We start from the raw sequence: 25,984 nt of genomic DNA, 5'->3' as shown, positions 1-25,984 counted from the left end.
CTATGTTGAATGACCCGATTCCACCTCACGTTGACCCGCGCAAATTGGCTGATCGTGGCGTAACCCTCGAAGGTTCGCTGCAACTCGCTGATTTGGAAAGACTCTGCGACCCGCTTTCCGACAATGTCGGTACGGTGCAGGCGAAGTTCGATTTTGAACGAGATGAACAGCATGTGGTGGTTATCCACAGCGCGCTGGACGTCGAGGTCAAGATGGTTTGCCAGCGTTGTCTTGAGCTGGTCACCCTGCCGATCCACAGCGAATGTACGTACGCCGTGGTGAAGGAGGGTGCGAATACCCAGTCGTTGCCGAAAGGCTATGACGTGCTGGAACTGGGCGAAGATCCTTTGGATCTGCAGGCGTTGGTCGAGGAAGAGCTGTTGCTTGCCCTGCCGATCGTGCCTGCTCATCATCCGGAAGAATGCCAGCAGCCGGCGGGACTCGATGAGCCCGAGCCGAGCAAGGACGAGGTATCGCGGTCCAACCCGTTCAGTGTATTGGCGCAGTTAAAGCGTGACCCAAACGTTTAGGAGTTAATCAATTATGGCTGTTCAGCAGAACAAAAAATCCCGCTCTGCCCGTGACATGCGCCGTTCGCACGACGCCCTGTCGGAAAACGCCCTGTCCGTAGAGAAGAGCACCGGTGAAGTACACCTGCGTCACCACGTTTCGCCAGAAGGCGTATACCGTGGTCGCAAAGTGATCGACAAGGGCGCTGACGAGTAATCCTTGTCCGCTCAGATCATCGCGATCGACGCAATGGGCGGGGACTTCGGTCCCCGCAGCATTGTCCAGGCTAGCATTGCCTGCCTATCGGCTACCCCCTCGCTGCACCTGACCCTCGTCGGTCAACCCTCCCTCCTTGAAGATCTTGTCGGCGGCCTCGCGGCTGCGGATCGCGCGCGCCTGCAGATTGTCGCGGCCAGCGAAGTGATCGGCATGGACGAGCGGCCATCGCAAGCGTTGCGGGGCAAGCCGGACTCGTCGATGCGCATCGCCCTCGAGCTGGTGCGGGACGGCAAGGCCCAGGCCTGCGTGAGTGCCGGCAATACCGGCGCGCTCATGGCCTTGTCGCGTTTCGTGCTCAAGACCTTGCCCGGTATCGATCGCCCGGCGATGGTGGCGGCGATCCCGACCCAGGCCGGCTACTGCCAGCTGCTTGACCTTGGCGCCAACGTCGACTGCAGCGCGGAAAACCTCTACCAGTTCGCCGTGATGGGCTCGGTGGCCGCTCAGGCCTTGGGCGTGCATCGGCCGCGGGTGGCGCTGCTCAATATCGGTACCGAGGACATCAAGGGCAATCAGCAGGTCAAGCTGGCCGCCAGCCTGTTGCAGAGTGCTCGGGGGCTAAACTACATCGGCTTCGTCGAGGGTGATGGTTTGTATCGAGGCGAGGCGGACGTGGTGGTATGCGACGGTTTCGTCGGCAATATCCTGCTCAAGTCCAGCGAAGGCCTGGCGACCATGATCGGTGCGCGCATCGAGGCGTTGTTCCGTGGCGGGCTGTTGGCGCGGGCGGCTGGGGCCATGGCCATGCCGTTGCTCAAGCGCCTGCAGGCCGACCTGGCGCCGGCGCGACACAATGGTGCGAGTTTTCTGGGGCTGCAGGGTATCGTCATCAAGAGTCACGGCTCGGCGGGTGTGCAGGGTTTGCAGAGCGCGATCCAGCGGGCGCTGATCGAGATCCAGGAGAACCTGCCGCAGCGTTTGCACGGGCGTCTCGAAGACCTGTTGCCGTGATGCGGCCAAAACAGGTCTTAGGCATATCCGCGATGAAGTGCTTAAATGTGACCGCTTGGTCCGCCGTTCCATCCAAGCTTTCAGATTGCGCGTCTGGCCCGCGGCCCGGCGCACCCTATCCGACGACAAGATCATAAGGGCTTGTTCAATGTCTGCATCCCTCGCATTCGTCTTTCCTGGTCAAGGTTCCCAGTCGCTGGGCATGCTCGCAGAGCTGGGCGCCGAAAAACCGGTAATCGTCGAGACCTTCAAGGAAGCGTCCGAGGCCCTGGGCTACGACCTGTGGAAACTGGTCCAGGAAGGCCCGGAAGAACAACTCAACCAGACCGACAAGACCCAGCCGGCCATTCTGACTGCCTCCATCGCCTTGTGGCGTCTGTGGCTGGAAGAGGGTGGCGCGCAGCCGGCCTTCGTCGCCGGGCACAGCCTGGGTGAATACAGCGCCCTGGTCGCCGCTGGCAGCCTATCGCTGAAAGATGCCGTACGCCTGGTCGAGCGCCGTGGCCAGCTGATGCAGGAGGCTGTGCCTGCCGGCCATGGTGCCATGGCCGCCATCCTTGGCCTGGACGACGCCGTTGTGGTCGAGATTTGCGCCGAAGCCGCCGAAGACGAAGTGGTCAGCGCGGTGAACTTCAACTCGCCGGGTCAGGTGGTCATCGCCGGCAACAAGGCTGCCGTGGATCGTGCCATCGAGCTGTGCAAAGCCAAAGGTGCCAAGCGCGCCCTGCCGCTGGCGGTCAGCGTGCCGTCGCACTGCGCCCTGATGAAGCCGGCTGCCGAGCGTTTCGCCGAGTCGGTCAACGCCATCGAATGGAAAGCGCCGCAGATCCCGGTGGTGCAGAACGTCACCGCGGCCATCGCCGCCGACCTCGATGCCCTCAAGCAGGATCTGCTGGCGCAGTTGTACCAGCCGGTACGCTGGGTCGAGTGCGTGCAGGCCTTGGCCGAGCGCGGTGCGGTGAACCTGGTCGAATGCGGCCCGGGCAAGGTCCTGGCTGGCCTGAACAAGCGTTGCGCCGAAGGCGTGACCACCTACAACCTCAACACCCCAGACGCTGTCGCCGCCACCCGTGCGGCGCTGGCCTGAATTCGGAGAAGCTTGCATGAGCCTGCAAGGTAAAGTTGCACTGGTCACCGGCGCCAGCCGTGGTATCGGCCAGGCTATCGCCCTCGAGCTGGGCCGCCAGGGCGCGACCGTGATCGGTACCGCCACCACTGCTTCCGGTGCCGAGCGTATCGCCGCCACCCTGAAAGAGCACGGTATTGCGGGTACTGGCCTTGAGCTGAACGTCACCAGTGCCGAGTCCGTGGACGCGGTGCTGGGCGCCATCGGCGAGCAGTTCGGCGCACCGGCCATCCTGGTCAATAACGCCGGCATCACCCGCGACAACCTCATGCTGCGCATGAAGGATGACGAGTGGTTCGACGTGATCGATACCAACCTCAACAGCCTCTACCGTCTGTCCAAGGGCGTGCTGCGCGGCATGACCAAGGCTCGCTGGGGTCGTATCATCAGCATCGGCTCGGTGGTGGGCGCTATGGGCAACGCCGGTCAGGCCAACTATGCTGCCGCCAAGGCCGGCCTGGAGGGCTTCAGCCGTGCCTTGGCTCGTGAAGTGGGCTCGCGTGGCATCACCGTCAACTCGGTGACCCCAGGCTTCATCGACACTGACATGACCCGTGAGCTGCCAGAAGCGCAGCGCGAGGCATTGCAGAAGGAAATTCCGCTGGGTCGCCTGGGCCAGGCCGAAGAGATCGCGAAAGTGGTTTCCTTCCTGGCCTCCGACGGCGCAGCCTATGTAACTGGCGCCACCGTGCCGGTGAACGGCGGGATGTACATGTAAACACCGCAACTCAATGTGACGGATAGCTTCAAAAAAGAGTCATACACCGAGCCTAAAATCCGTTATAAAGCTGCAACCAGATTCCGGGCAGAGGGCCCGGTGGCTTGGTGGAAGGTGCGTTACGCTTGAAAAGCAGGCGCCTTCCTATAAACTTGGTCACCGGCCAGCTGCCTGACATATGTCCATTAGGAGTGAAAACTAGGTATGAGCACCATCGAAGAACGCGTCAAGAAAATCGTCGCCGAGCAACTGGGCGTCAAGGAAGAGGAAGTGAAGAACGAATCTTCCTTCGTTGAGGACCTGGGTGCCGATTCGCTTGACACCGTTGAGCTGGTGATGGCTCTGGAAGAGGAATTCGAGACCGAAATTCCTGACGAAGAAGCCGAGAAGATCACTACCGTCCAAGCGGCTATCGACTACGTCAACTCTCACCAGGGCTAAGACGCAGTAGTCGACGTTTCTTGTCGAGAAAAACCGCACTGCCGTCGCCGGCGTGCGGTTTTTTCTTTGCAAGCGATGGAATAATCACCGGAGTCTGTTGCTAGGCCATTGGCGTCGTCAGTGCCCTGGCAAGAGACTCTGTTATTTGGAAATGAGGAGAGTACTGTGTCGCGTAGACGCGTCGTGGTCACTGGTATGGGTATGCTGTCGCCACTGGGTACCGATGTACCGAGCACCTGGCAGGGCATTCTGGCTGGCCGCAGTGGCATCGGTCCGATCGAACATACGGATCTGTCTGCCTACTCCACCCGTTTTGGCGGCTCGGTAAAGGGCTTCGAAGTCGAGCAGTACCTGTCGGCCAAAGAGGCCCGCAAACTCGACCTGTTCATTCAGTACGGCCTGGCGGCCGGCTTCCAGGCGGTGCGTAACGCCGGTCTGGAGATCACCGACGCCAACCGCGAGCGCATCGGCGTGGCGATGGGCTCGGGTATCGGTGGCCTGACCAACATCGAAGAGACGAGCAAGACCCTGCACGAGCAAGGGCCACGCCGAATCTCGCCGTTCTTCGTGCCAGGCTCGATCATCAACATGATCTCTGGCTTCCTGTCGATCCACCTGGGTCTGCAGGGTCCGAACTATGCAATCGCCACTGCCTGCACCACGGGCACCCACTGCATCGGCATGGCCGCGCGCAACATCGCCTACGGCGAAGCCGACGTGATGATCGCCGGCGGTGCCGAGATGGCTGCCTGCGGCCTGGGCATGGGTGGTTTCGGCGCATCTCGTGCGCTGTCGACTCGCAACGACGAGCCGGCCCGTGCCAGCCGTCCGTGGGATAAGGGGCGTGATGGTTTCGTGCTGTCCGATGGCGCCGGCGCCCTGGTGCTCGAGGAGTTGGAGCATGCCAAGGCCCGCGGTGCCACCATCTATGCCGAGCTGGTCGGTTTTGGCATGAGCGGCGACGCCTACCACATGACCTCGCCGCCCGATTCCGGCGAGGGTGCCGCCCGCTGCATGGCCAACGCTCTGCGCGATGCTGGCATCCAGCCTGAGGACGTCAGCTACATCAACGCCCACGGCACCTCGACGCCGGCCGGTGACGTAGCGGAAGTTGCCGCGATCAAGCGCGTGTTCGGCGAGCACGCCTACAAGCTGGCTGTCAGCTCGACCAAGTCGATGACCGGCCACCTGCTCGGCGCCGCCGGTGCGGTGGAGGCGATCTTCAGCGTCCTGGCGATCAACAGCCAGATGGCGCCGCCGACCATCAACCTGGATGAGCCGGACGAAGGCTGCGACCTGGACTTCGTGCCGCACCAGGCGCGTAGCATGCCGATCGACGTGGTGCTGTCCAACTCCTTCGGCTTTGGCGGGACCAACGGTTCGCTGGTGTTCCGCCGGTTCGCCGGCTGATGCTCAGCTGGATCGATGGCCAGGACGCGGCTGCGGTCAATCTGCAGAACCGTGGCCTGGCCTACGGCGATGGCCTGTTCGAGACCATCGCGGTGCGCGGCGGCAGGCCCAGCCTGCTCGCACAGCATTTCGACCGCCTGGCGCTGGGGTGCCAGCGCCTGGCGATCGAAGCCGACTTGACGCTGGTTCGCAATGAACTGTTGCAATTCGCCCGGCAACAGGGCGAAGGCGTCGCCAAGCTGATCCTGACCCGCGGCGACAGCCAGCGCGGCTATGCCCCGCTGGCCGGCGCGCAGGCACGGCGTATCCTGCAAGGCGGCCCCTTGCCGGCCTACCCGGCGCAGCATGCCGAGTTCGGCGTGCGGCTGTTTCCCTGTGAGACGCGCCTTGCGGAACAACCGCTGCTGGCTGGGCTCAAACACCTCAACCGCCTCGAGCAGGTGCTGGCCCGTGCCGAATGGCAGGACAGCGCGTTTGCCGAAGGCTTGATGCGTGACGGCCAAGGGCGGGTGATCGAAGGGGTGTACAGCAACCTGTTCCTGGTGCGGGACGGGGTATTGGTCACCGCCGACCTGAGCCGTTGCGGCGTGGCTGGGGTGATGCGCGCGGCATTGCTGGAACAGGCTGCGCTGCTGGGTATCCCCACGCAGGTGCGGGACTTGCCGATGGAGGCGCTGGAGCAGGCCGATGAGGTATTCGTCTGCAACAGTGTCTACGGCATCTGGCCCGTGCGTGAATTCGCCGCGCTGAACTGGCCGGCAGGGCCGCTCACCCGTAAACTGCAGGCCGTTGCCCGTACGTTACTGGATACCTGATTCGTGAGACGCAAATTCCTGCTGCTGCTGGAAATGAGCTTGATCCTCGCCGGCCTGGCACTGGGCTGGGCCGCCTGGAAGGTCAACTCGGTCCTGGAGCAGCCGCTGCAAGTGGCACAGGAGCGCATGCTCGATGTGCCCAATGGCACGACGCCCAATCGTATGTTCTATCGGATGCAGAGCGAAGGCCTGCTCGATGACCCGCTGTGGCTTCGCCTGTACTGGCGCTTCAACATGGCCGGCACGGCGTTGCACACCGGTGAATACCGCCTGACCCCGGGCATGACCGTGGGGCAGTTGTTCGATGCCTGGAAGCGTGGCGATGTGGTGCAGTACAACCTCACCCTGGTCGAGGGCTGGACCTTCCGCCAGGTGCGCGCCGCAGTGGCGAAACATGAAAAGCTCAAGCACACCCTCGAAGGCCTGTCCGATACCGAGGTGATGGACAAGCTTGGTCATACCGGCGTGTTCCCCGAGGGGCGTTTCTTCCCCGACACCTATCGCTTCGTGCGCGGCATGAGCGATGTCGAGTTGTTGCAGCAGGCCTACATGCGCCTGGACGAAGTGCTGGCCAAGGAGTGGGCCGAGCGCAGCACCGATCTGCCGTATCGCGACCCGTACCAGGCGTTGATCATGGCCTCGCTGGTGGAGAAGGAAACCGGCATTCCCCAGGAACGCGGGCAGATCGCCGGCGTGTTCGTGCGGCGCATGCGCCTGGGCATGATGCTGCAGACCGACCCGACCGTAATCTACGGCATGGGCGAGCGCTACAACGGCAAGATCACCCGCGCCGACCTGCGTGAGCCGACGCCCTACAACACCTACACCATGACCGGCCTGCCGCCGACGCCGATCGCCATGGTTGGGCGCGAGGCAATCCACGCCGCGCTGAACCCAAGCGATGGCTCGAGCTTGTACTTCGTCGCCCGTGGCGACGGCAGCCATGTGTTCTCCGATGACCTGGACGATCACAACAGCGCGGTGCGCGAGTTCCAGATCAAGCGGCGGGCGGATTATCGTTCGAGCCCTGCGCCGCAGGCCGAGCCGACGACGCCCGAACCGCAGGCGACTCCTGAAGCGGCCCCTGCGCCCGCACCTGAAAGCGACGCGCCGGCCCCCACCGATGAATCCGCGCCGGCCAACGCCCCGGTGCCAGAAGACCCTAAGGAACGCTCGTGAGCGGCTTGTTTATCACCCTGGAAGGCCCCGAAGGCGCGGGCAAGAGCACCAATCGAGAGTATCTGGCGGCGCGCTTGCGCGAACAGGGCGTCGACGTGGTCATGACCCGTGAGCCTGGCGGCACGCCGCTGGCCGAGCGCATTCGCGAACTGCTGCTCGACCCGAGCGAGGAGGTCATGGCGGTCGATACCGAGCTGCTGCTGATGTTCGCCGCCCGCGCACAGCACCTGGCCGAAGTGATCCGCCCGGCGCTGGCCCGTGGCGCCGTGGTGCTGTGCGATCGGTTCACCGACGCCACCTACGCCTACCAGGGCGGCGGGCGCGGTCTTTCGGTAGAGCGTATCGCCATCCTGGAGAGCTTTGTACAGGGCGAGCTACGCCCCGACCTCACCTTGGTCTTCGACCTGCCCGTGGAGGTCGGCCTGGCCCGCGCTGCGGCCCGTGGCCGGCTGGACCGTTTCGAGCAGGAAGGCCAGGCCTTCTTCGAGGCGGTGCGCCAGGCTTACCTGCAGCGCGCAGGCCAGCAGCCACAGCGCTATCGCCTGCTTGACGCCGCGCAGCCCTTGAGCGCGGTGCAACAGGCCATCGACGCCTTGGTGCCGGGCATCCTGGAGCGTTGCCGTGGCTGAGGCCTACCCCTGGCAGCAGGCGCTCTGGCAGCAACTGGCCGGGCGTGCCCAACACGCCCACGCCTACCTGCTGCACGGCCCCCAGGGCATCGGCAAGCGGGCCCTGGCCGAACGCCTGATGGCGCGGCTGTTGTGCCAGCAGCCGCAGGGCCTGGATGCCTGCGGCCAGTGCAAGTCGTGCCTGTTGCTCAAGGCCGGCAGCCACCCGGACAACTTCGTGCTGGAGCCGGAGGAGGCCGACAAGCCGATCAAGATCGACCAGGTGCGTGAACTGGTGTCGTTCGTGGTGCAGACCGCCCAGCAGGGTGGACGCAAGGTGGTGCTGATCGAGCCGGTGGAGGCGATGAACATCAATGCCTCCAACGCCTTGCTCAAAAGCCTGGAGGAGCCTTCCGGCGACACCGTGCTGTTGCTGGTCAGTCACCAGCCCAGCCGTCTGTTGCCGACCATCAAGAGTCGCTGCCAGCAGGTGGTCTGCCCGCAGCCAAGCCTGGAGCAGAGCCGTGCCTGGCTGGCCAGCGCGCTCGAAGGCAGCGACGAACAGGAGCGCGAAGAGCTGCTGACCCTGGCCGCGGGTTCGCCGCTGATGGCGGTCAGTCTGCAGGCCCAGGGCGTGCGTGAGCAGCGGGCGCTGGTTACCGAAGGGGTGAAGAAGCTGCTCAAGCAGCAGCAGTCGCCTACCCAGCTGGCCGAAGCCTGGAACACGGTGCCCCTGTTGTTGCTGTTCGACTGGTTCTGCGACTGGTCGCACTTGATCCTGCGTTATCAGTTGACCCAGGACGAAGAGGGTTTAGGCTTGCCCGACATGCGCAAGGTGTTGCAGTACCTGGCGCAGAAAAGCCGGCAGGCCAAGGTGCTCGAGGTCCAGGCGTGGATTCTCGAGCAGCGCCAGAAGGTGCTGGGCAAGGCCAACCTCAATCGTGCATTGCTGCTCGAAGCGTTGCTCGCCCACTGGGTGCAGCTGCCGGGCATGCGTTGATTTCCACCGTTTCCTATATGTGTGTCGTGTTCCCATGCTCGTAGATTCCCATTGCCACCTCGACCGTCTCGATCTCAGTGCCCACCAGGGTTCCCTCGACGCCGCCCTGCAGGCGGCCCGCGAGCGTGGGGTGGGGCATTTCCTGTGCATTGGCGTCAGTGCCGAGAATGCCGGGGCGGTCAAGGCGTTGAGCGAGCGTTACGCCGATGTCGACTGCTCGGTAGGCGTGCATCCGCTCGACCTGGCGCCCGGTGAGACGCCGGCCCTGGAGTGGCTGTTGCGTGAACTGGCCCACCCGCACGTGGTGGCCATTGGCGAAACGGGCCTGGACTACCACTACGAGCCGGAAGCCGCCGAGTTGCAGCAGGCTTCGTTCCGCCTGCACCTGGAAGCCTCTCGGCAGACCGGCAAGCCGGTCATCGTCCACACCCGTGCGGCCCGCGAGGACACCCTGGCGCTGCTGCGCGAGGCCAGCCTGCCCCAGGCCGGTGTGCTGCATTGCTTCACCGAGGACTGGCCGATGGCCAAGGCCGCGCTGGACCTGGGTTATTACATCTCGTTGTCCGGCATCGTCACCTTCCGTAATGCCGATGCCCTGCGCGAGGTGGCCCGGCAGGTGCCGGTGGACCGCCTGCTGGTGGAGACCGACTCGCCGTACCTGGCACCGATCCCGCACCGCGGCAAGCCGAACCTGCCGCAATACGTGCGGGAAGTGGCCGAGTACGTGGCGTCGTTGCGCGGAGTGAGCTATGAGCAACTGGCCGGGCAGACCACCGAGAACTTCAAGCGCTTGTTCCCGCTGGCGCGGGTGGCCTGAGTATTCCACCCTCCAAAGCTTGAGGCCCGGACAAAAAAAACCCGGGTTCTGGGGGGGGAATCCGGGTTAAGACCATTAGGAGTAAAACAAAGGTACACGGTCCCTGGGCACCTTTATTGGCGCACCACTTGGGGGGGATGTGCCGCGCCAACACTTGAAGTATTGGCCAGGATTGGCGCGCTGCCAGCGGCTGTTGATCGTTTTTTAAACAGATTTGGAATACGTGCGCAGCCCCTTGCGCGATCAATGCATTGCCAATTGGCGAACCTGGCGCAGTACTTCGTCGATCAGGCGCTGGTCGGTATAGAAATGTGGGGAAAACCGCACGCCCGGGCCGCGCAGGGCGCAAATGACCCCCTTGCTGCCCAAGGCTCGATAAATGTCGGCGTTGGCGTGGCCATCGATGCTGAAGCTGACGATCCCTGCCCGCCGTGAAGAATCAGCAGGGCTGTGCATCTGCACGCCGGGGATCGCCAGTAAACCTTGATGCAGTTGCTCGACCCGCAGCCCCAACTGTTCGGCGACCACCGCCATGCCCACATCTTCCAGCAGCGACAGGCTCGCTTCCAGCGCGCAGGCGCCGAGCATGTTCGGGCTGCCGCATTCGAAGCGCCGCGCACTGCGTGCCGGTTGCCACTCGCGGCGCTCGAAGTCGCCGAGGTGTTCCAGCATGTGCCAGCCGTAGGCGTGCAGTTTCAACTGCCTGCGCAGTTCGCTACGGCAATAGAACACGCCCAGCCCTTCTGGACCGAGCATCCACTTGTGGCCGTCGGCCATGGCGAAGTCGCACTGATAACGCTGTACATCGAAGGGCAGGGCGCCCATCTGCTGGATGGCGTCGATGCACAACAGCACGCCGCGCCGGCGGCAGGCGACGCCGAGGCGTGCCAGGTCCAGGCGCAGGCCGCTGGCGAACTGCACGGCGCTGACCGAGAGCAGTCGCGCCCGGGGACCGCAGGCGGCGAGCAACGCCGCTTCCGGGTCGGCGCCGGCCAGGCTCGCCTCGACCACCTCGACGCCATGGTTGGCCAGCGCTTGCCAGACCACGCGGTTGGAGGGGAACTCCTCGTCGCTGATGATGACTTGGTCGCCGGGCTGCCAGTCCAGGCCGAAGGCCACCAGCGACAGCGCCTGGGAGGTGTTGCCCACCAGGGCGATATCGCCGCTGGTGGGGGCATTGAGCAGGCGTGCCAGGCGTTCGCGCAGGCGTCGCTCGGTGGCCAGCCAGGCCGGATAACCGCTGGCACCCAGGCGCACATTGTCACGGGCGAAGCTTGCCACGGCCTCGGCGGCCCGGCGTGGCCAGGGGCCGATTGCCGCGTGGTTCAGGTAACACAGGCCCGGGGCCTGCTCGAACTCATCAAGAAACACAGACATGGTTGGAAGATCCGTGCATTTTGCCGCCAGTTAGGCATAATAATCCGCTTCGATTGTCATCCCAGTCCTTCTTATGCAGAAAGAACCTCGCAAGGTCCGTGAGTTTCGCCGTCGCGAACAAGAGATCCTCGACACGGCGCTCAAGCTGTTTCTCGAACAAGGTGAAGACAGCGTCACCGTCGAGATGATCGCCGACGCCGTGGGCATCGGCAAAGGCACGATCTACAAGCACTTCAAGTCCAAGGCGGAGATCTACCTGCGCCTGATGCTCGACTACGAGCGCGACCTGAATGCGCTGCTGCACTCGGCTGACGTCGACCGCGACAAGGAAGCCCTGTCGCGCGCCTACTTCGAGTTCCGCATGCGCGACCCGCAGCGTTACCGGCTGTTCGACCGCCTGGAAGAAAAGGTAGTCAAGGGCAACCAGGTGCCGGAAATGGTCGAGCAGTTGCACAGCATCCGTGCCTCCAACTTCGACCGCCTCACACAATTGATCAAGGGGCGCATCAGCGAGGGCAAGCTCGAGGACGTGCCGCCATACTTCCATTATTGCGCGGCCTGGGCCCTGGTCCATGGCGCCGTGGCGCTGTATCACTCGCCGTTCTGGAGCAACGTGCTCGAGGACCAGGAGGGCTTCTTCCAGTTCCTCATGGACATCGGCGTGCGCATGGGCAACAAGCGCAAGCGCGATCCGGAAGGCGCGAACTAAAGCCCTCGCAAGATGCCTGTCGACCTTCGCCAGGCATCCTCGCTTCAAGGCTTCGACAGGAAGGCTTGCAAAAACCTGATTTTTGAGTCAGGTTTTGCCGGCCCGATTCATCCATGCCGGAGTCATCCATGATCGTCGATCGTCAAGGCAGGCGCTTTCGCAACCTGCGCGTCAGCCTGACTGCTGCCTGCAACTATGCCTGCACCTACTGCGTGCCTGACGGCAAGCGCCTGGTGGCGGCGCAGGACGAGCTCACGGCGGATGCCCTGGCCCGCGGCGTGGCGTACCTGGTCGAGGCGGCCGGGGTGGAGCGGTTGCGCATCACCGGTGGCGAGCCGCTGGTGAGCCCACGCCTGGAGGCCTTCCTCGGCGCGGTGGCGGGACTGGGGCTCGGGGACATCAGCCTGACCACCAACGGCCAGTTGCTCGCTCGCAAGCTGCCGCTGCTGCGCGACGCCGGTATCCGCCGGCTCAACGTCTCGCTCGACACTCTCGATGCCACGGCCTTTCGCCGCATCGCCCGCGGCGGCGACCTGGCCAGCGTGCTGGCGGGCATGGCCCAGGCCAGTGACGCGGGGATGGCGATCAAGGTCAACATGGTGCCCATGCGCGGGCAGAACCTCGACCAGGTGCTGCCGCTGCTCGATTACTGCCTCGAGCGCGGCTACGAGCTGCGTTTCATCGAGCTGATGCGCATGGGCCACCTGGCGCGTGATGGCAACGCTTTCCTGCAGCAGTTCGTAGGCCTGGAGCAACTGCTGGCGCTGATCGGGCAGTCCCATGCCTATGAACAGGCGCCACGCCCGTTGGATGCCACGGCCTTGCGCTATCGCATTCCTGGCAAGGGTCATTTCGGGGTGATCGCCAACGAGAGCGTGCCATTCTGCCGCAGTTGTTCGCGCCTGCGTCTGTCGTCCACTGGCTGGCTGCATGGTTGCCTGTCGTCGAGTAACCGTCACTTTGTCGGTGACCTGCTCGATAAGCCCCGTCATCAAGCGCTTCCGGCATTGCAGCGGCTACTGGTGAAGGCCCTGGCGGACAAGCAGGATGTGGCATTTTCCGGCGATGTGATGGTGATGAAGGTGATCGGCGGCTGACTCTGGCGCAAAAGCTGCATCCCGCGGCTATTCGCCGGTTTTTCGTCACCGGTTTCTGGAGGAAAGATGCGTAGCCTGGTCTTGCTGCTGACGCTGATGGCGTTGGGCGGTTGCATGAATGTCAGCGATATGGGCGAGGGCGTCCGTTACCACATGAGTGATGCGGGCCTGCTGGATCACAGCGACACCACCCGTACCCTGTCGATCCGCTTGCAGCCGGACTCGTTCATCTTCATCGGCCAGGGTGCCTTCGTGCCACCGGGCAAGGGGCCGGTACCACGGCAGAACGCAGTGGCCGAGGAGGCCTTCAAGAGTTTCGTCGAGTACTTCCCGCTGGTGCGCCGTGCACAAGGCCCCCTGGGGCTGGAGGACGCGATCGCCGAAGCCCGTTCGGTCGGCGCCGATTACGTGCTGTACACCCGTTTCGCCCGCACCGACGACCGTATCGGCAACGGTGACGAATGGTATGACGAGCAGGCCGTCGACCGCCTGGGCTGGGACCGTGGCGTGGTGCAGATGATGCTGATCGAGACCAGCACCCGTTACCTGATCGACACGGCGCGGATCAAGAGCCGCGGCGGTTTGTTGACGTTCCACGACAACACTCCGCAGGATTTGCTTGCCGCGCCGATGCGCGAGTACGCTCGTAGCCTTCTGGGCATGAGCAACTGAGCGAGCGTGTCATGAGCGATTCCGGCAAGGCCAACGATCTGCTGGCGCAGATCCCCGCGCACAAGGGGTTGCCCCCGGTACATCTGTGGAACCCGGATTTCTGCGGCGACATCGACATGCGAATCGCGCGTGACGGTACCTGGTACTACCTGGGCACGCCGATTGGGCGCAAGCCGATGGTGCGGTTGTTCTCTACCATCATTCGGCGTGACGGGGATGACTACTTCCTGGTTACGCCTGTGGAGAGGGTCGGGATCCGGGTCGATGACGCGCCGTTTGTTGCCGTACTGCTGGATGTCGAGGGTAGTGGGGAGCAGCAAGTGCTGCGGTTTACCAGTAATGTCGACGACCAGATCGAGGCAGGGCCTGCTAATCCGCTGCGAGTTGAGCTCGATCCGGTTACCCAAGAGCCTTCTCCGTATGTGCTGATGCGCGCGAATCTCGAGGCGTTGATCCATCGCAATGTGTTCTATCAGTTGGTGGAATTGGCGGTGGCGCGGGAGATCGATGGTGAGTTGTGGCTTGGGGTTTGGAGTCGGGGTGAGTTTTATCCAATTGGGCGTAATGGCTGATACCCGTATCATTACAGAAACAAAACACCAGCAATCAACTCATATCGGCAACGAGCGATAAACCGGCAATCGGCCTCCCGTTTTTTCCGCGAATTGGCCATTTGCCCCGCACAACCCTGGGCTTAACCTGCAGGCAGATACCCCTCAGGAGAAACCCGATGCGATCCATCCATCTACCTATTGCCCTACTGACATTAGGCCTGCTCGCCCCGTTGTCGCCCACCTGGGCCCACGGCGAGAAGCCCGACCAGGTCAGGATTCTCCAAGAGCAGCTCCCCACCAATGCTCCCGGTAAGAAAGCCGTGATGCTCACGGTCAGTTATGGCCCCGGCCAGGCGTCGCCCGCCCATCAGCATCCAGGAGCGGTCATGGCCTATGTGCTGGAAGGGGCGGTAACCTCCAAACTCAACGACGAGCCTGAGAAGACCTACAAGACCGGCGAGTTCTGGTACGAGGCCCCAGGCACCATCCACAGTGTTTCGCGCAATGCGAGCAAGACCGAGTCGGCAAAGTTGCTGGTCTGGAGCCTGGTGGACGAGGGGCGGCCAGTGACCGAACCCCTGTCCCAATGAGTGGCCGAGGGGATTACAGCGCGCTCTTCGCGGCCTGGATCAAGGCGTCGTCCAGCACCTGGCTAGGGGCGACTTGAACGCTCTGGGTGTAGAAGGGCGGTAGCTTCTGCGCCAGCTGCGCCACGGCCTGTGGTGTCACCCCGGGGTGCAGCAGCACGTACTGCAGGTTGGACGGGAACGACTGTGGCACAGGCCCCTCCATGGTCGAGCCATACGCACCGAAGGTCATCACTGCTTCACTGGTGCGCGGATCGGGAATGTACAGGAAGACGAACGTACCGTACTTGGGATGGGTGAGGTACTGCTGCGCCTCCGCGCGGACCAGTGGGTCGTTGCTGTTCATCAACTGCCAGCGCATCAGGGCATAGCGGCGTGTGGTTTCCATGAACGCCGTGCGAATGGGCGACTGCTTTTCCTGGCCGCCAAGGCAGGCCAGCAGGTTGCCGAACGGATCCAGCAAAGCTACGGCATTCATCGTGTCGGCATGGTGAGCGGTTTCCGTCAGTGGCTTGGCCAAGGCCGCGCCCGGCATGCGTGGATCGTCGAACTTGACCGTCAATGCCCATGGGCTGAGTTCGGTCAATGCCTTGCGCACCGCGCTGTTGGCCGGCAGCGATGCCGGGTTCTTCAGCTCGTCAGGCGGTAGGCCGCTATTGTTGCTCGCATCGCGTACCGTGTTGACGCTGGCGTCGAAGATCGAACCGGTCAGGCTGAATACTCGCGCGTCGATGGTTTCCTTCGCGAAAATGGGGCCTGTCGAACCTTGATACGATCGATCAATAGGCGTGTCTACCGCGTAGTAGCCCCAGGTCTGCTGGGCTTTTTGGCGTACGTCCGGCGGCAGAGTCGGGAAATCGAACTGGCTGTTGTAATTGACCCCGGCATAGGTGTCGATGGCGCTGACCGCTACGTTGAAGCCGGCGGTCAGCAGCGAGCCCGCGCACATCGCGCAAGGGTCCAGGGTGGTCACCACGGTGAGCGCGCTGGGCGGCGGCAGGTTCAGGACCTGGCGATTGTCGTAGTACCACTGCACCAGTTGGCGTTCGCCGTGGGCTGTCGGGTCATGGGGCAGGAACGGCGGTTGCGCGGTGCTTTCGGGGTAGGGCATCAGCACATTGTTGTGCATGGCCTTCAACACCTTGCCGGTGGCATTTTCGACGATGCAGCCGCCTACCGCGAACGTCTTCTGCAGTGCGGCGAGGATGGATTGATCGGCGACCACTTCCACGGCTTGCTGGGCATTGCGAACGGTGTCCATGTTGACTCCCTGTCGTTGCTGCGCGGGGTGCGCAGGCAGACGATAGTCCAGGGCAGTCGGAAAACAAGCGCGGAGTCCGGAAAAGAAAAAACCTCCAGTGCTTGCGCATCTGGAGGTTTTCAGTATTTGGCTCCGCGACCTGGACTCGAACCAGGGACCCAATGATTAACAGTCATTTGCTCTACCGACTGAGCTATCGCGGAATCTGCGCGTATCTTACTGCGTGTCTGGGGGAAGTCAAGCTTCCCCTAGACAATCAAGCAGTTACAGCACTTCTACGATGGCCTTGGTGACCACGTGGATGTTGCTCTGGTTCAGCGCGGCGACCGCAATGCGGCCGGTGTCCAGCGCGTAGATGCCGAACTCGTTCTTCAGGCGTGCCACTTGCTCAACGGTCAGGCCCGAGTAGGAGAACATGCCGCACTGGCGGCCGACGAAACTGAAGTCACGCTTGGCGCCGTACTCGGCCAGCAGCTCGACCATCTGCTTGCGCATGCCGTGGATACGCTCGCGCATTTCGGCCAGTTCGGTTTCCCACATCTGGCGCAGCTCAGGGCTGTTGAGCACCGCGGCGACGATGCTGGCGCCGTGGGTCGGCGGGTTGGAGTAGGTGGTGCGGATAACCCGCTTGACCTGCGACAGCACGCGGGTGCTCTCGTCCTTCGAGGCGGTGACGATCGACAATGCGCCGACCCGCTCGCCGTACAGCGAGAACGACTTGGAGAACGAGCTGGAGACGAAGAACTCCAGGCCCGATTCGGCGAACAGGCGCACGGCGAAGGCGTCTTCGTCGATGCCGGCACCGAAGCCTTGGTAGGCCATGTCGAGGAACGGGATGTGGCCTTTGGCCTTGACCACTTCCAGCACGTTCTTCCAGTCGTCCAGCGACAGGTCGACGCCGGTCGGGTTGTGGCAGCAGGCGTGCAGCACGATGACCGAGCCCGATGGCAGGCTGTTCAGGTCTTCGAGCATGCCGGCGCGGTTGACGTCCTGGCTCGCGGCATCGTAGTAGCGGTAGGTCTGTACCGGGAAACCGGCGCTCTCGAACAGGGCGCGGTGGTTTTCCCAGCTTGGGTCGCTGATGGCGACCACGGCGCCCGGCTGCAGGCGCTTGAGGAAATCGGCGCCGATCTTCAGCGCGCCGGTACCGCCGACGGCCTGCACGGTGACCACGCGGCCTGCGGCCAGCAACGGCGATTCGGCGCCGAAGATCAGCTTCTGCACGGCCTGGTCGTACTGGGCGATGCCGTCGATCGGCAGGTAGCCGCGGGAGGCGTGCTGGGCGGCACGGGCGGTCTCGGCTGCGATCACCGCGCGCAGCAGCGGGATGCGGCCTTCCTCATTGCAGTAGACGCCCACGCCCAGGTTCACCTTGTCGGTGCGTGGGTCGGCGTTGAATGCTTCGTTGAGGCCCAGGATAGGGTCGCGGGGTGCCAGCTCGACAGCGGAAAACAGGCTCATTGTTACCTTGGCTCTGATAGGAGAGTGATAGGGTCGCCACGCTCCAGCCGAAGGCACTGAAGCGGTGCGCAAACGGGGAGTCAGTATAGTGATACCCACCGGTCACTGCGACAGTCTGGCGCAGCTTTTCCGGCTGTTTGCGCAAATATTTTTCGACCATTGGTCGAATTGCCCGGTCCATTGCCTTGAAGGGGCGAAGGCCGCACTTGAATCTGGCGCCCCGAGGGCGCATTTGGGTATAGACTACTGGCTAAATTTACAGTTGCCGCGACATCCACGAGGTCCGTCATGTCCGAGTTCCAGCTCGTCACCCGCTTCCAGCCGGCCGGCGATCAGCCCGAGGCCATTCGCCAGATGGTCGAGGGCATCGACGCCGGCCTTTCGCACCAGACCCTGCTCGGGGTGACCGGCTCGGGCAAGACCTTCAGTATCGCCAACGTAATCCAGCAGGTGCAGCGCCCGACCATGGTGCTGGCGCCGAACAAGACCCTGGCCGCCCAGCTGTACGGCGAGTTCAAGGCATTCTTCCCGAACAACGCCGTCGAATATTTCGTCTCCTATTACGACTACTACCAGCCGGAAGCCTACGTGCCGTCGTCGGATACGTTCATCGAGAAGGACGCCTCGATCAACGACCATATCGAACAGATGCGCCTGTCGGCGACCAAGGCGCTGCTGGAGCGGCGCGACGCGATCATCGTCACCACCGTGTCGTGCATCTACGGCCTGGGCAGCCCCGAGACGTACCTGAAGATGGTCCTGCACGTCGACCGTGGCGACAAGCTCGACCAGCGCGCCCTGTTGCGCCGCCTGGCCGACCTGCAATACACCCGTAACGAGATGGACTTCGCCCGCGCCACCTTCCGCGTGCGCGGCGACGTGATCGACATCTTCCCGGCCGAATCGGACCTCGAGGCCATCCGCATCGAGCTGTTCGACGACGAAGTGGAGAACATCGCCGCCTTCGACCCGCTCACTGGCGAGGTCATCCGCAAGCTGCCAAGGTTCACCTTCTACCCCAAGAGCCACTACGTGACCCCGCGGGAAACCCTGGTCGAGGCAGTGGACGGCATCAAGGAGGAGCTCAAGCAGCGCCTCGAGTACCTGAACGCGAGCAACAAGCTGGTCGAGGCGCAGCGCCTGGAGCAGCGTACCCGTTTCGACCTGGAGATGATCCTCGAGCTGGGCTACTGCAACGGCATCGAGAACTACTCGCGCTACCTCTCCGGCCGCCCGGCCGGCGCGCCGCCGCCCACGCTCTACGACTACCTGCCGGATGACGCGCTGCTGGTGATCGACGAATCCCACGTCAGCGTTCCGCAGGTCGGCGCCATGTACAAGGGCGACCGTTCGCGCAAGGAAACCCTGGTGGAGTACGGCTTCCGCCTGCCGTCGGCACTGGACAACCGGCCCATGCGTTTCGATGAATGGGAGGCGGTCAGCCCGCAGACCATCTTCGTCTCGGCCACCCCCGGCCCCTACGAGGCCGAGCACGCCGGGCGGGTGGTGGAGCAGGTGGTGCGGCCCACCGGCCTGGTCGACCCGCAGGTCGAGGTGCGGCCGGCGCTGACCCAGGTCGACGACCTGCTCTCGGAGATCGGCAAGCGCGTCGCCCTGGGCGAGCGGGTGCTGGCCACCACGCTGACCAAGCGCATGGCCGAGGACCTCACCGACTACCTGGCCGACCACGATGTACGGGTGCGCTACCTGCACTCGGACATCGACACCGTCGAGCGCGTGGAGATCATCCGCGACCTGCGCCTGGGTACCTTCGACGTGCTGGTGGGGATCAACCTGCTGCGCGAGGGCCTGGACATGCCCGAGGTGTCGCTAGTGGCGATCCTCGACGCCGACAAGGAGGGTTTCCTGCGTTCGGAGCGTTCGCTGATCCAGACCATCGGCCGCGCCGCGCGTAACCTCAACGGCAGGGCGATTCTCTACGCCGACAACATCACCGGCTCCATGCAGCGCGCCATCGACGAGACCGAGCGGCGCCGCGAGAAGCAGGTCGCCTTCAACCAAGCCAACGGCATCGTGCCCAAGGGCGTGGTCAAGGACATCACCGACATCCTCGAAGGCGCCACCGTGCCTGGAGCCCGCAGCAAGAAGCGCAAGGGCATGGCCAAGGCGGCGGAGGAGGCCGGGCGCTACGAGGTCGAGCTGCAGACCCCGGCGCAGATCACCAAGCGCATCAAGCAACTGGAAGAGAAGATGTTCCAGTTCGCCCGCGACCTGGAGTTCGAGGCGGCGGCGCAGTTGCGCGACGAGATCGGACAGTTGCGCGAGCGCTTGCTGGCCAGTTGATGGATCAGGGTGTTACCTCTGTGGGAGACAGGAGCTGCTTCGCAGCCCATTCGCCGGCAAGCCGGCTCCCACAGGGTTTGCGCAAGTTTGGGTAAATACCTTGAAATCGACGCGGTCGGTGTGGGAGCCGGCTTGCCGGCGATGGGGCGGGTAGCACCCCCTCAATGTGCTTCTCCGGCTTTCAACCCCTGCGGCAGCTTACGCGTCAACAGCACCGCCAGCATGCTCACCACCAGGCCGGTGCCGACGAAGTGGAAGGCATCGTTGTAGGCCATGATCAGGGCCTGCTGGTGGGTGATTTCCGACAGCTTGCCCAGTGCCGCATTGTCGCTGCCCAGGCGTTCGGCCAGTTGCGCCAGGCGTTCGGCGACCTGCGGATTGTTCGGCACCACCGCCTCGCGCAAATAGTCGAAATACACTTTGGTCCGTGCATCCAGCAGCGTCGCCAGCAGGGCGATGCCGATGGCGCCACCCAGGTTGCGCAGGATGTTGAACAGGCTTGAAGCCGACCCCGCATCCTGCGGCTGGATGTAAGCCGTGGCGATCAGCGAGATGGTCACCATGATCATCGGCTGGCCGAGGGCGCGGATTACCTGGATCTGGTTGAACTGCGGGCCGGCAAAATCCGGGTTGAGCACGCCGGAGCCGAAACTGGCCGCGCCGAACAGGCAGAAGCCCAGGGCGCACAGCACCTTGGGCGGGATCACCTTCATCAGTTGCGGCACCAGCGGGATCAGGAACAGCTGCGGTACGCCCATCCACATGATCACCTTGCCGATCTGCAGGGCGTTGTAGCCCTGCACCTGCGCCAGATAGAGCGGCAGCAGGTAGATCGAACCATACAGGCCGACGCCCATGCCCAGGCTGGCGACGCTCGACAGGCCGAAGTTGCGGTTGCCGAGGATGCGCAGGTTGATCAACGGGTGCGGCCGGGAGAACTGCAGGATCACGAACAGGATCAGGGCGAGCAGGGCGACGGTGCCCAGGCTGACGATCAGGCTCGACTCCAGCCAGTCCTTGCGATGGCCTTCCTCGAGAAACACCTGCAGGCAACCCAGGCCCAGGCCGAGGGTGACGATGCCGGCGTAGTCGGTGCTCTTGAGCAGTTCCCAGTGCGCTTCCTTCTTCTCCAGCCCGTAGAGCAGCCCGGCGATCATCAGCAGCCCCGGCGGGATGTTGATGTAGAAGATGTATTCCCAGCCCCAGTTCTCGGTCAGCCAGCCGCCCAGGGCCGGGCCGATGGACGGGGCGAAGGTGGCGGTCATGGCAAACATGGCCATGCCCTTGGCGCGGTGATGCTCGGGTAGCTTGATGAGCGTCAGGGTGAAGGCCAGCGGGATCAGCGCGCCGCCGGTGAAGCCCTGCAGGGCGCGGAACACGATCATGCTCTCGAGGTTCCAGGCCATCGAGCACAACAGCGACGACAGCAGGAAGCCCAGCGACACCCACACCGCCAGGCGTCGGGCCGAGAGCAGCTGCACCAGCCAGGCGGTCAGCGGGATCATGATGATCTCGGCCACCAGGTAGGAGGTGGAGATCCACGAGCCTTCCTCCAGGGTCGCCGACAGCGCGCCCTGGATGTCCTTTAGCGAGGAGTTGGTGATCTGGATGTCCAGCACCGCCATGAAGGCGCCGAGCATCACGCTCATCACCGCGATCCAGTCGCGTCGGGTTGGCTCGGCGGTGGGGCGCAGGAGCGTGTCACCGGCCATGCTGGTCGTCGTCTTCGCCACGCAGGTCGACGGTGACGGTAACCGACATGCCTGGGCGGATGCGACCGTGCAGCGGGTTGTCCGCGGCGAAGGTCAGCTTGACCGGGAGGCGCTGCACCACCTTGGTGAAGTTGCCGGTGGCGTTGTCCGGCGGCAGCAGGCTGAACTGTGCTCCGGAGGCGGCGAACAGGCTGTCGACCCGGCCTTCGATCGGGGTGTCGGGGTAGCTGTCGAACACCAGCTCGGCGCGTTGGCCGGGGTGCATCCTGCCGATCTGGGTTTCCTTGAAGTTGGCTTGTACCCAGATGTCCTCATCGGGGACGATCGATAGCAGGTAGGCGCCGGCCTGCACCACCTGGCCGTTGCGTGCGTTGCGCTGGCCGATGGTGCCGCTGATCGGCGCGTGGATCTCGCAGCGGGTCAGGTTCAGCTCGGCCTGGGCCAGGTCGGCGTGGGCATTGGCGATCTGTGCGTCGAGGCGCTTGAGTTCGGCGGCCAGGGCGTCGACCTGCTGGCGCTGGCCCTTGAGGTCGGCCTGGGCCTTGTCCACCTGGGAGCGGGCGACATGGCTTTCGGCCGACAGGGTTGTCACTCGCTCTTCGGAGACGAACCCAGGTTTGCGCAGGGCCTGGGCGCGGTTGAGGTCCAATTGTGAGCGGTCGAGGGTGGCCTGGTTGGCGGCAACTTGGGCCTGGCCCGCTGCGATCAGGCTGCCTTGCTGGGTCAGGCGGCTGCGTGCCTGGGCGAGTTCGGCCTCACGGCTGGCCAGGGCGGCGCGGGCACGCTCGGCGGCCAGCTCGAAGTCGGCGGCCTCCAGGCGCACCAGCACGTCGCCTTTGCTCACGTGCTGGTTGTCCTCGACACGCACCTCGTCGATACGCGCACCCAACTGGCTGGAGATACGTGTGATTTCGCCCTGCACATAGGCGTTGTCTGTGCTCTCGTAGAAGCGCCCCTTGAAATACCAGTGGGCCAGGAAGGCGAGGCCGACCAGCAGCACCAGGGTGATGAAGACCAGTAAGCGGCGTTTGAGTGGGGTAGGCATGGGGGTATTCGTTGCGAAATTGTAAGTAAATTTAACAGCTGCCGGTAGCAAGGTCACAAGTGACGATAGCGCCATTGCTGGAGCCCGATGCCCGCTCCCTGCTAACATCCGGCCTTTGTTTCATTCTTCGTTCGAGACTCACCATGACCACCGTTCGCACGCGTATTGCGCCATCGCCCACTGGCGACCCCCATGTCGGCACCGCCTACATCGCCCTGTTCAACTACTGCTTCGCCAAGCAGCACGGCGGTGAGTTCATCCTGCGTATCGAAGACACCGACCAGTTGCGCTCCACCCGCGAGTCGGAGCAGCAGATCTTCGACGCCCTGCGCTGGCTCGGCATCGAATGGAACGAAGGCCCGGACGTCGGCGGCCCGCATGGCCCGTACCGGCAGAGCGAGCGCGGCGAGATCTACGCCAAATATGCCAAGGAGCTGGTCGATGCAGGCCACGCCTTCTACTGCTTCTGCACCGCCGAAGAGCTGGAGCAGATGCGTGCCGAGCAGATGGCCCGCGGCGAAACCCCGCGCTATGACGGCCGCGCCCTGCTGCTGAGCGATGAGGAAGTGCAACGCCGCCTGGCCGCTGGCGAGCCCCACGTGATCCGCATGAAGGTGCCGAGCGAAGGCATCTGCGTGGTCCCGGACATGCTGCGTGGCGATGTCGAGATCCCATGGGATCGCATGGACATGCAGGTGCTGATGAAGAACGATGGCCTGCCGACGTACTTCCTGGCCAACGTGGTCGACGACCACCTGATGGGCATCACCCATGTGCTGCGTGGTGAAGAGTGGCTGCCATCGGCGCCCAAGCTGATCAAGCTGTACGAGTACTTCGGCTGGGAGCAGCCCAAGCTGTGCTACATGCCGCTGCTGCGCAACCCGGACAAGAGCAAGCTGTCCAAGCGCAAGAACCCGACCTCGGTGACCTTCTACGAGCGCATGGGCTTCATGCCCGAAGCCATGCTCAACTACCTGGGCCGCATGGGCTGGTCGATGCCGGATGAGCGCGAGAAGTTCTCGCTGGCCGAGATGGTCGAACACTTCGACCTGTCGCGCATCTCCCTGGGCGGGCCGATTTTCGACATCGAGAAGCTGTCGTGGCTCAACGGCCAGTGGCTGCGTGAACTGCCGGTGGAAGAGTTCGCCGCGCGCGTGCAGAAGTGGGCGTTCAACAGCGACTACATGATGAAGATCGCCCCGCACGTTCAGGGCCGGGTCGAGACCTTCAGCCAGGTCGCCCCGCTGGGTGGCTTCTTCTTCGAAGGCGCGCTGAAGCTCGACGCCAAGCTGTTCGAGAGCAAGAAACTGTCGGCCGACCAGGTGCGCCAGGTGATGCAGTTGATCCTGTGGAAGCTGGAAAGCCTGCGCCAGTGGGAAAAGGACCGCATCACCGCCTGCATCCAGGCCGTGGTCGAGTCGCTTGAGCTCAAGTTGCGCGACGCCATGCCGCTGATGTTCGCCGCCATCACCGGTCAGGCCAGCTCGGTGTCGGTGCTCGATGCCATGGAAATCCTCGGCCCCGACCTGACACGCTACCGTCTGCGCCAGGCCATCGACCTGCTCGGCGGCGTGTCGAAGAAGGAAAACAAGGAGTGGGAAAAGCTGCTGGCGAACATCGCCTGATCCAGGCTTTTCCAGCCATGTGGGAGCGAGCTTGCCCGGCGATTGCGATGTCGGATTAATGACCGCCATCGCTGGACAAGCCCGCTCCCATGGGCCGCACTCCTCGCAGAGGGGCAGGGCAGGGCGGTAAGTGATTGTTATCTGTGAAAAAATTTTTGAATATTTTCGAAAATTCGTTTGACAGCCCTGCAATCCGATCTTAATATGCGCCCCGTCCACAGCGATGAACGAAAACGAAACGCCAGGCACCCAGCCAGCGCTTCGGTTCAAAGCGACATTGTGGGGCTATAGCTCAGCTGGGAGAGCGCCTGCATGGCATGCAGGAGGTCAGCGGTTCGATCCCGCTTAGCTCCACCAAATTCCGCTTGATGGCCAAGGTCGTCAGGCAAGACCGGTTCCAGCGAACGGGTCTTGAAGGTAAGAAGGTTCGTCCCCTTCGTCTAGTGGCCTAGGACACCGCCCTTTCACGGCGGTAACAGGGGTTCGAGTCCCCTAGGGGACGCCAGTTTTGCACAAGCGATGTTTTACATGTCGCTGGGCCGAGAGGCTAGAAATCCGGGGCTATAGCTCAGCTGGGAGAGCGCCTGCATGGCATGCAGGAGGTCAGCGGTTCGATCCCGCTTAGCTCCACCAATTTTGCCGCGATTCGCGAAAGCGGGTCGGCACGAAGGTTACGTCCCCTTCGTCTAGTGGCCTAGGACACCGCCCTTTCACGGCGGTAACAGGGGTTCGAGTCCCCTAGGGGACGCCACTTTTACCCGCGTTTTGCGGGAGTTGAAAGGCTCATCATCCAGATCGATGAGTCTTTTGTTTTACTCGGGGCTATAGCTCAGCTGGGAGAGCGCCTGCATGGCATGCAGGAGGTCAGCGGTTCGATCCCGCTTAGCTCCACCAATTCGCCACGATTCGCAACAGCGGGTCGGCACGAAGGTTTAAGTCCCCTTCGTCTAGTGGCCTAGGACACCGCCCTTTCACGGCGGTAACAGGGGTTCGAGTCCCCTAGGGGACGCCAATTTTTTACCTGCGTTTTGCAGGACTTATAAGGCTCATTCGCTTATTGAATGGGCCTTTTGTTTTTTCTGCCTTCCAAAAAACCCAGCTGTGCCGATCAATGGCCGCAGATTCCGCTTGCCAGAAAATATTATGAGCATAATATGTCGATCATAATATTTAGAGGTGAGCCATGAGCGACAAGAAGAGCAAGACCCGCCAACGCATCCTCGATGCGGCGCGCAGCGCACTGGTCCAGCAGGGGCCGGCCGATCCGAGCGTCAGCCAGGTCATGGGCGCCGCGGGGCTGACGGTCGGCGGCTTCTATGCCCACTTCGACAGCAAGGACGAGCTCATGCTCGAAGCCTTCAGCCAGCTGCTCGCCGAACGCCGTGCCTTGCTCGCCCAGCTCGATCCAGCCCTTGACGGTACCGAGCGCCGGGCCTTGGTCGCGGCCTTCTACCTGTCGCGCAAGCACCGCGATACCGAAGTGCAGGCCTGCCCGATTCCCAATGCGCTGAGCGAAATGCAGCGCCTGCCCGACGCCTTCCGTGACGTGCTGGCCGAGCACATCGAGCTGATGACCGCGCAAATGGTCGACCGCCCCGAGGACATCGACAAGGCGCTCGCCGATTTCGCCCTGATGGTTGGCGGCCTCGCCGTGGCCCGCGCCCTGGGCGACGGCGAGTTGTCCGACCGGATACTGCGTGCCGCCAAGTCGGCGGTGATCTGAGCA

25 protein-coding genes and 7 tRNA genes are annotated in these 25,984 nt (G+C 63.4%); 26 read left to right on the top strand and 6 right to left on the bottom strand.

The window, feature by feature from the left end; translation table 11 throughout:
* The first annotated feature begins 2 nt into the window (after window positions 1-2).
* The 12 genes from KSS90_RS18545 (at window position 3) to KSS90_RS18490 (ending at window position 9,854) form a co-directional block, all read left to right on the top strand.
* On the top strand, window positions 3-530 hold the full coding sequence (locus KSS90_RS18545; RefSeq protein WP_023630499.1) for a YceD family protein: 528 nt from the start codon (window positions 3-5) through the stop codon (window positions 528-530).
* Between the two features lie 13 nt (window positions 531-543).
* On the top strand, window positions 544-726 hold the full coding sequence (gene rpmF / locus KSS90_RS18540) for a 50S ribosomal protein L32 (protein ID WP_008096416.1): 183 nt from the start codon (window positions 544-546) through the stop codon (window positions 724-726).
* A 3-nt stretch (window positions 727-729) separates the two neighbouring features.
* Complete coding sequence (gene plsX, locus KSS90_RS18535) at window positions 730-1,740, top strand: phosphate acyltransferase PlsX (protein ID WP_263975086.1); 1,011 nt, start codon at window positions 730-732, stop codon at window positions 1,738-1,740.
* Between the two features lie 148 nt (window positions 1,741-1,888).
* The gene (gene fabD, locus KSS90_RS18530) at window positions 1,889-2,827 is read left to right on the top strand and encodes an ACP S-malonyltransferase (protein WP_217866738.1); all 939 of its coding nucleotides are present in this window, start codon (window positions 1,889-1,891) and stop codon (window positions 2,825-2,827) included.
* 16 nt (window positions 2,828-2,843) lie between these two features.
* Entirely contained in the window at window positions 2,844-3,584 is a 741-nt protein-coding gene (gene fabG / locus KSS90_RS18525; protein WP_217866737.1) for a 3-oxoacyl-ACP reductase FabG, read from the top strand.
* Between the two features lie 204 nt (window positions 3,585-3,788).
* Complete coding sequence (gene acpP / locus KSS90_RS18520) at window positions 3,789-4,025, top strand: acyl carrier protein (protein ID WP_217866736.1); 237 nt, start codon at window positions 3,789-3,791, stop codon at window positions 4,023-4,025.
* Between the two features lie 165 nt (window positions 4,026-4,190).
* Window positions 4,191-5,435 carry a beta-ketoacyl-ACP synthase II gene (fabF, locus tag KSS90_RS18515; RefSeq protein ID WP_217866735.1) on the top strand — a complete coding sequence of 415 codons (1,245 nt, stop codon included), beginning with the start codon at window positions 4,191-4,193 and terminating at the stop codon, window positions 5,433-5,435.
* A complete protein-coding gene (gene pabC, locus KSS90_RS18510) occupies window positions 5,435-6,250 on the top strand; it encodes an aminodeoxychorismate lyase (protein WP_217866734.1) in 816 nt (271 codons plus the stop codon). The genes fabF and pabC overlap by 1 nt, the downstream gene beginning before the upstream one ends.
* A 3-nt stretch (window positions 6,251-6,253) precedes the next feature.
* Window positions 6,254-7,429 (top strand): endolytic transglycosylase MltG, encoded by a 1,176-nt coding sequence (gene mltG, locus KSS90_RS18505; RefSeq protein WP_217866733.1) that lies wholly within the window; start codon window positions 6,254-6,256, stop codon window positions 7,427-7,429.
* Entirely contained in the window at window positions 7,426-8,058 is a 633-nt protein-coding gene (tmk, locus tag KSS90_RS18500) for a dTMP kinase (protein ID WP_217866732.1), read from the top strand. Before mltG ends, tmk begins: the two co-directional genes overlap by 4 nt.
* A complete protein-coding gene (locus KSS90_RS18495) occupies window positions 8,051-9,037 on the top strand; it encodes a DNA polymerase III subunit delta' (RefSeq protein ID WP_217866731.1) in 987 nt (328 codons plus the stop codon). Before tmk ends, KSS90_RS18495 begins: the two co-directional genes overlap by 8 nt.
* Before the next feature lie 34 nt (window positions 9,038-9,071).
* Entirely contained in the window at window positions 9,072-9,854 is a 783-nt protein-coding gene (locus KSS90_RS18490) for a TatD family hydrolase (protein ID WP_217866730.1), read from the top strand.
* A 243-nt stretch (window positions 9,855-10,097) separates the two neighbouring features.
* Here the strand turns inward: KSS90_RS18490 and KSS90_RS18485 are convergent, their stop codons facing one another.
* Entirely contained in the window at window positions 10,098-11,231 is a 1,134-nt protein-coding gene (locus tag KSS90_RS18485) for an aminotransferase class V-fold PLP-dependent enzyme (protein WP_217866729.1), read from the bottom strand.
* A 73-nt stretch (window positions 11,232-11,304) separates the two neighbouring features.
* Here KSS90_RS18485 and KSS90_RS18480 point away from each other — a divergent pair, with 73 nt between their 5' ends.
* The 5 genes from KSS90_RS18480 (at window position 11,305) to KSS90_RS18460 (ending at window position 14,853) form a co-directional block, all read left to right on the top strand.
* Entirely contained in the window at window positions 11,305-11,940 is a 636-nt protein-coding gene (locus KSS90_RS18480; protein WP_023630645.1) for a TetR/AcrR family transcriptional regulator, read from the top strand.
* Between the two features lie 128 nt (window positions 11,941-12,068).
* Complete coding sequence (locus KSS90_RS18475; protein WP_217866728.1) at window positions 12,069-13,037, top strand: GTP 3',8-cyclase MoaA; 969 nt, start codon at window positions 12,069-12,071, stop codon at window positions 13,035-13,037.
* Between the two features lie 66 nt (window positions 13,038-13,103).
* On the top strand, window positions 13,104-13,709 hold the full coding sequence (locus tag KSS90_RS18470; protein WP_046856524.1) for a DUF4823 domain-containing protein: 606 nt from the start codon (window positions 13,104-13,106) through the stop codon (window positions 13,707-13,709).
* Between the two features lie 11 nt (window positions 13,710-13,720).
* Window positions 13,721-14,281 (top strand): DUF1285 domain-containing protein, encoded by a 561-nt coding sequence (locus KSS90_RS18465; RefSeq protein ID WP_217866727.1) that lies wholly within the window; start codon window positions 13,721-13,723, stop codon window positions 14,279-14,281.
* A gap of 158 nt (window positions 14,282-14,439) precedes the next feature.
* On the top strand, window positions 14,440-14,853 hold the full coding sequence (locus KSS90_RS18460) for a cupin domain-containing protein (RefSeq protein WP_217866726.1): 414 nt from the start codon (window positions 14,440-14,442) through the stop codon (window positions 14,851-14,853).
* A gap of 13 nt (window positions 14,854-14,866) precedes the next feature.
* On the opposite strand, the gene KSS90_RS18455 is transcribed toward KSS90_RS18460, so the two are convergent.
* From KSS90_RS18455 to KSS90_RS18445, 3 genes are all read right to left on the bottom strand, one after another.
* Complete coding sequence (locus KSS90_RS18455; RefSeq protein ID WP_217866725.1) at window positions 14,867-16,111, bottom strand: cytidine/deoxycytidylate deaminase family protein; 1,245 nt, start codon at window positions 16,109-16,111, stop codon at window positions 14,867-14,869.
* Between the two features lie 127 nt (window positions 16,112-16,238).
* Window positions 16,239-16,314 (bottom strand) — tRNA-Asn (locus KSS90_RS18450).
* A gap of 61 nt (window positions 16,315-16,375) precedes the next feature.
* Complete coding sequence (locus KSS90_RS18445) at window positions 16,376-17,572, bottom strand: amino acid aminotransferase (RefSeq protein ID WP_094012465.1); 1,197 nt, start codon at window positions 17,570-17,572, stop codon at window positions 16,376-16,378.
* Window positions 17,573-17,860: 288 nt separating this feature from the next.
* Here KSS90_RS18445 and uvrB point away from each other — a divergent pair, with 288 nt between their 5' ends.
* Window positions 17,861-19,876, top strand: coding sequence for an excinuclease ABC subunit UvrB (gene uvrB / locus KSS90_RS18440; protein WP_217866724.1), 2,016 nt, complete (start codon window positions 17,861-17,863; stop codon window positions 19,874-19,876).
* Window positions 19,877-20,037: 161 nt separating this feature from the next.
* Here the strand turns inward: uvrB and KSS90_RS18435 are convergent, their stop codons facing one another.
* Window positions 20,038-21,588: an MDR family MFS transporter gene (locus KSS90_RS18435; RefSeq protein ID WP_496198580.1), complete on the bottom strand. Its 1,551-nt coding sequence runs from the start codon at window positions 21,586-21,588 to the stop codon at window positions 20,038-20,040.
* A complete protein-coding gene (locus KSS90_RS18430; RefSeq protein WP_217866723.1) occupies window positions 21,578-22,633 on the bottom strand; it encodes an HlyD family secretion protein in 1,056 nt (351 codons plus the stop codon). The genes KSS90_RS18435 and KSS90_RS18430 overlap by 11 nt, the downstream gene beginning before the upstream one ends.
* Window positions 22,634-22,776: 143 nt before the next feature.
* On the opposite strand from KSS90_RS18430, the gene gltX reads away from it, so the two are divergent.
* The 8 genes from gltX (at window position 22,777) to KSS90_RS18390 (ending at window position 25,981) form a co-directional block, all read left to right on the top strand.
* Window positions 22,777-24,258, top strand: coding sequence for a glutamate--tRNA ligase (gene gltX / locus KSS90_RS18425; protein WP_110995663.1), 1,482 nt, complete (start codon window positions 22,777-22,779; stop codon window positions 24,256-24,258).
* 281 nt (window positions 24,259-24,539) lie between these two features.
* A tRNA-Ala gene (locus tag KSS90_RS18420) sits at window positions 24,540-24,615 on the top strand.
* 72 nt (window positions 24,616-24,687) lie between these two features.
* Window positions 24,688-24,763 (top strand) — tRNA-Glu (locus KSS90_RS18415).
* A 52-nt stretch (window positions 24,764-24,815) separates the two neighbouring features.
* Window positions 24,816-24,891: transfer RNA gene (locus KSS90_RS18410), tRNA-Ala, on the top strand.
* Between the two features lie 42 nt (window positions 24,892-24,933).
* Window positions 24,934-25,009, top strand: a tRNA-Glu gene (locus tag KSS90_RS18405).
* 67 nt (window positions 25,010-25,076) lie between these two features.
* Window positions 25,077-25,152: transfer RNA gene (locus KSS90_RS18400), tRNA-Ala, on the top strand.
* Window positions 25,153-25,194: 42 nt separating this feature from the next.
* Window positions 25,195-25,270: transfer RNA gene (locus tag KSS90_RS18395), tRNA-Glu, on the top strand.
* Window positions 25,271-25,441: 171 nt separating this feature from the next.
* A complete protein-coding gene (locus tag KSS90_RS18390; RefSeq protein WP_023631831.1) occupies window positions 25,442-25,981 on the top strand; it encodes a TetR/AcrR family transcriptional regulator in 540 nt (179 codons plus the stop codon).
* Window positions 25,982-25,984: the final 3 nt, after the last annotated feature.

The organism is Pseudomonas maumuensis (assembly GCF_019139675.1).
GTDB lineage: Bacteria > Pseudomonadota > Gammaproteobacteria > Pseudomonadales > Pseudomonadaceae > Aquipseudomonas > Aquipseudomonas maumuensis.
Note: the sequence above shows the minus strand (reverse complement) of the source record. Positions and strands in the feature narration are given on the sequence as shown.

Excerpts from the sequence above, each read along its gene's own strand:
- gltX (WP_110995663.1), top strand. The coding sequence starts at position 22,777 with ATGACCACCGTTCGCACGCGTATTGCGCCATCGCCCACTGGCGACCCC.
- KSS90_RS18490 (WP_217866730.1), top strand. The coding sequence starts at position 9,072 with ATGCTCGTAGATTCCCATTGCCACCTCGACCGTCTCGATCTCAGTGCC.
- KSS90_RS18485 (WP_217866729.1), bottom strand. The coding sequence starts at position 11,231 with ATGTCTGTGTTTCTTGATGAGTTCGAGCAGGCCCCGGGCCTGTGTTAC.
- rpmF (WP_008096416.1), top strand. The coding sequence starts at position 544 with ATGGCTGTTCAGCAGAACAAAAAATCCCGCTCTGCCCGTGACATGCGC.
- KSS90_RS18470 (WP_046856524.1), top strand. The coding sequence starts at position 13,104 with ATGCGTAGCCTGGTCTTGCTGCTGACGCTGATGGCGTTGGGCGGTTGC.
- KSS90_RS18445 (WP_094012465.1), bottom strand. The coding sequence starts at position 17,572 with ATGAGCCTGTTTTCCGCTGTCGAGCTGGCACCCCGCGACCCTATCCTG.
- KSS90_RS18465 (WP_217866727.1), top strand. The coding sequence starts at position 13,721 with ATGAGCGATTCCGGCAAGGCCAACGATCTGCTGGCGCAGATCCCCGCG.
- KSS90_RS18480 (WP_023630645.1), top strand. The coding sequence starts at position 11,305 with ATGCAGAAAGAACCTCGCAAGGTCCGTGAGTTTCGCCGTCGCGAACAA.
- KSS90_RS18390 (WP_023631831.1), top strand. The coding sequence starts at position 25,442 with ATGAGCGACAAGAAGAGCAAGACCCGCCAACGCATCCTCGATGCGGCG.
- acpP (WP_217866736.1), top strand. The coding sequence starts at position 3,789 with ATGAGCACCATCGAAGAACGCGTCAAGAAAATCGTCGCCGAGCAACTG.
- fabG (WP_217866737.1), top strand. The coding sequence starts at position 2,844 with ATGAGCCTGCAAGGTAAAGTTGCACTGGTCACCGGCGCCAGCCGTGGT.
- KSS90_RS18430 (WP_217866723.1), bottom strand. The coding sequence starts at position 22,633 with ATGCCTACCCCACTCAAACGCCGCTTACTGGTCTTCATCACCCTGGTG.
- fabD (WP_217866738.1), top strand. The coding sequence starts at position 1,889 with ATGTCTGCATCCCTCGCATTCGTCTTTCCTGGTCAAGGTTCCCAGTCG.
- KSS90_RS18545 (WP_023630499.1), top strand. The coding sequence starts at position 3 with ATGTTGAATGACCCGATTCCACCTCACGTTGACCCGCGCAAATTGGCT.
- pabC (WP_217866734.1), top strand. The coding sequence starts at position 5,435 with ATGCTCAGCTGGATCGATGGCCAGGACGCGGCTGCGGTCAATCTGCAG.
- KSS90_RS18475 (WP_217866728.1), top strand. The coding sequence starts at position 12,069 with ATGATCGTCGATCGTCAAGGCAGGCGCTTTCGCAACCTGCGCGTCAGC.
- KSS90_RS18460 (WP_217866726.1), top strand. The coding sequence starts at position 14,440 with ATGCGATCCATCCATCTACCTATTGCCCTACTGACATTAGGCCTGCTC.
- uvrB (WP_217866724.1), top strand. The coding sequence starts at position 17,861 with ATGTCCGAGTTCCAGCTCGTCACCCGCTTCCAGCCGGCCGGCGATCAG.
- KSS90_RS18435 (WP_496198580.1), bottom strand. The coding sequence starts at position 21,588 with ATGGCCGGTGACACGCTCCTGCGCCCCACCGCCGAGCCAACCCGACGC.
- KSS90_RS18455 (WP_217866725.1), bottom strand. The coding sequence starts at position 16,111 with ATGGACACCGTTCGCAATGCCCAGCAAGCCGTGGAAGTGGTCGCCGAT.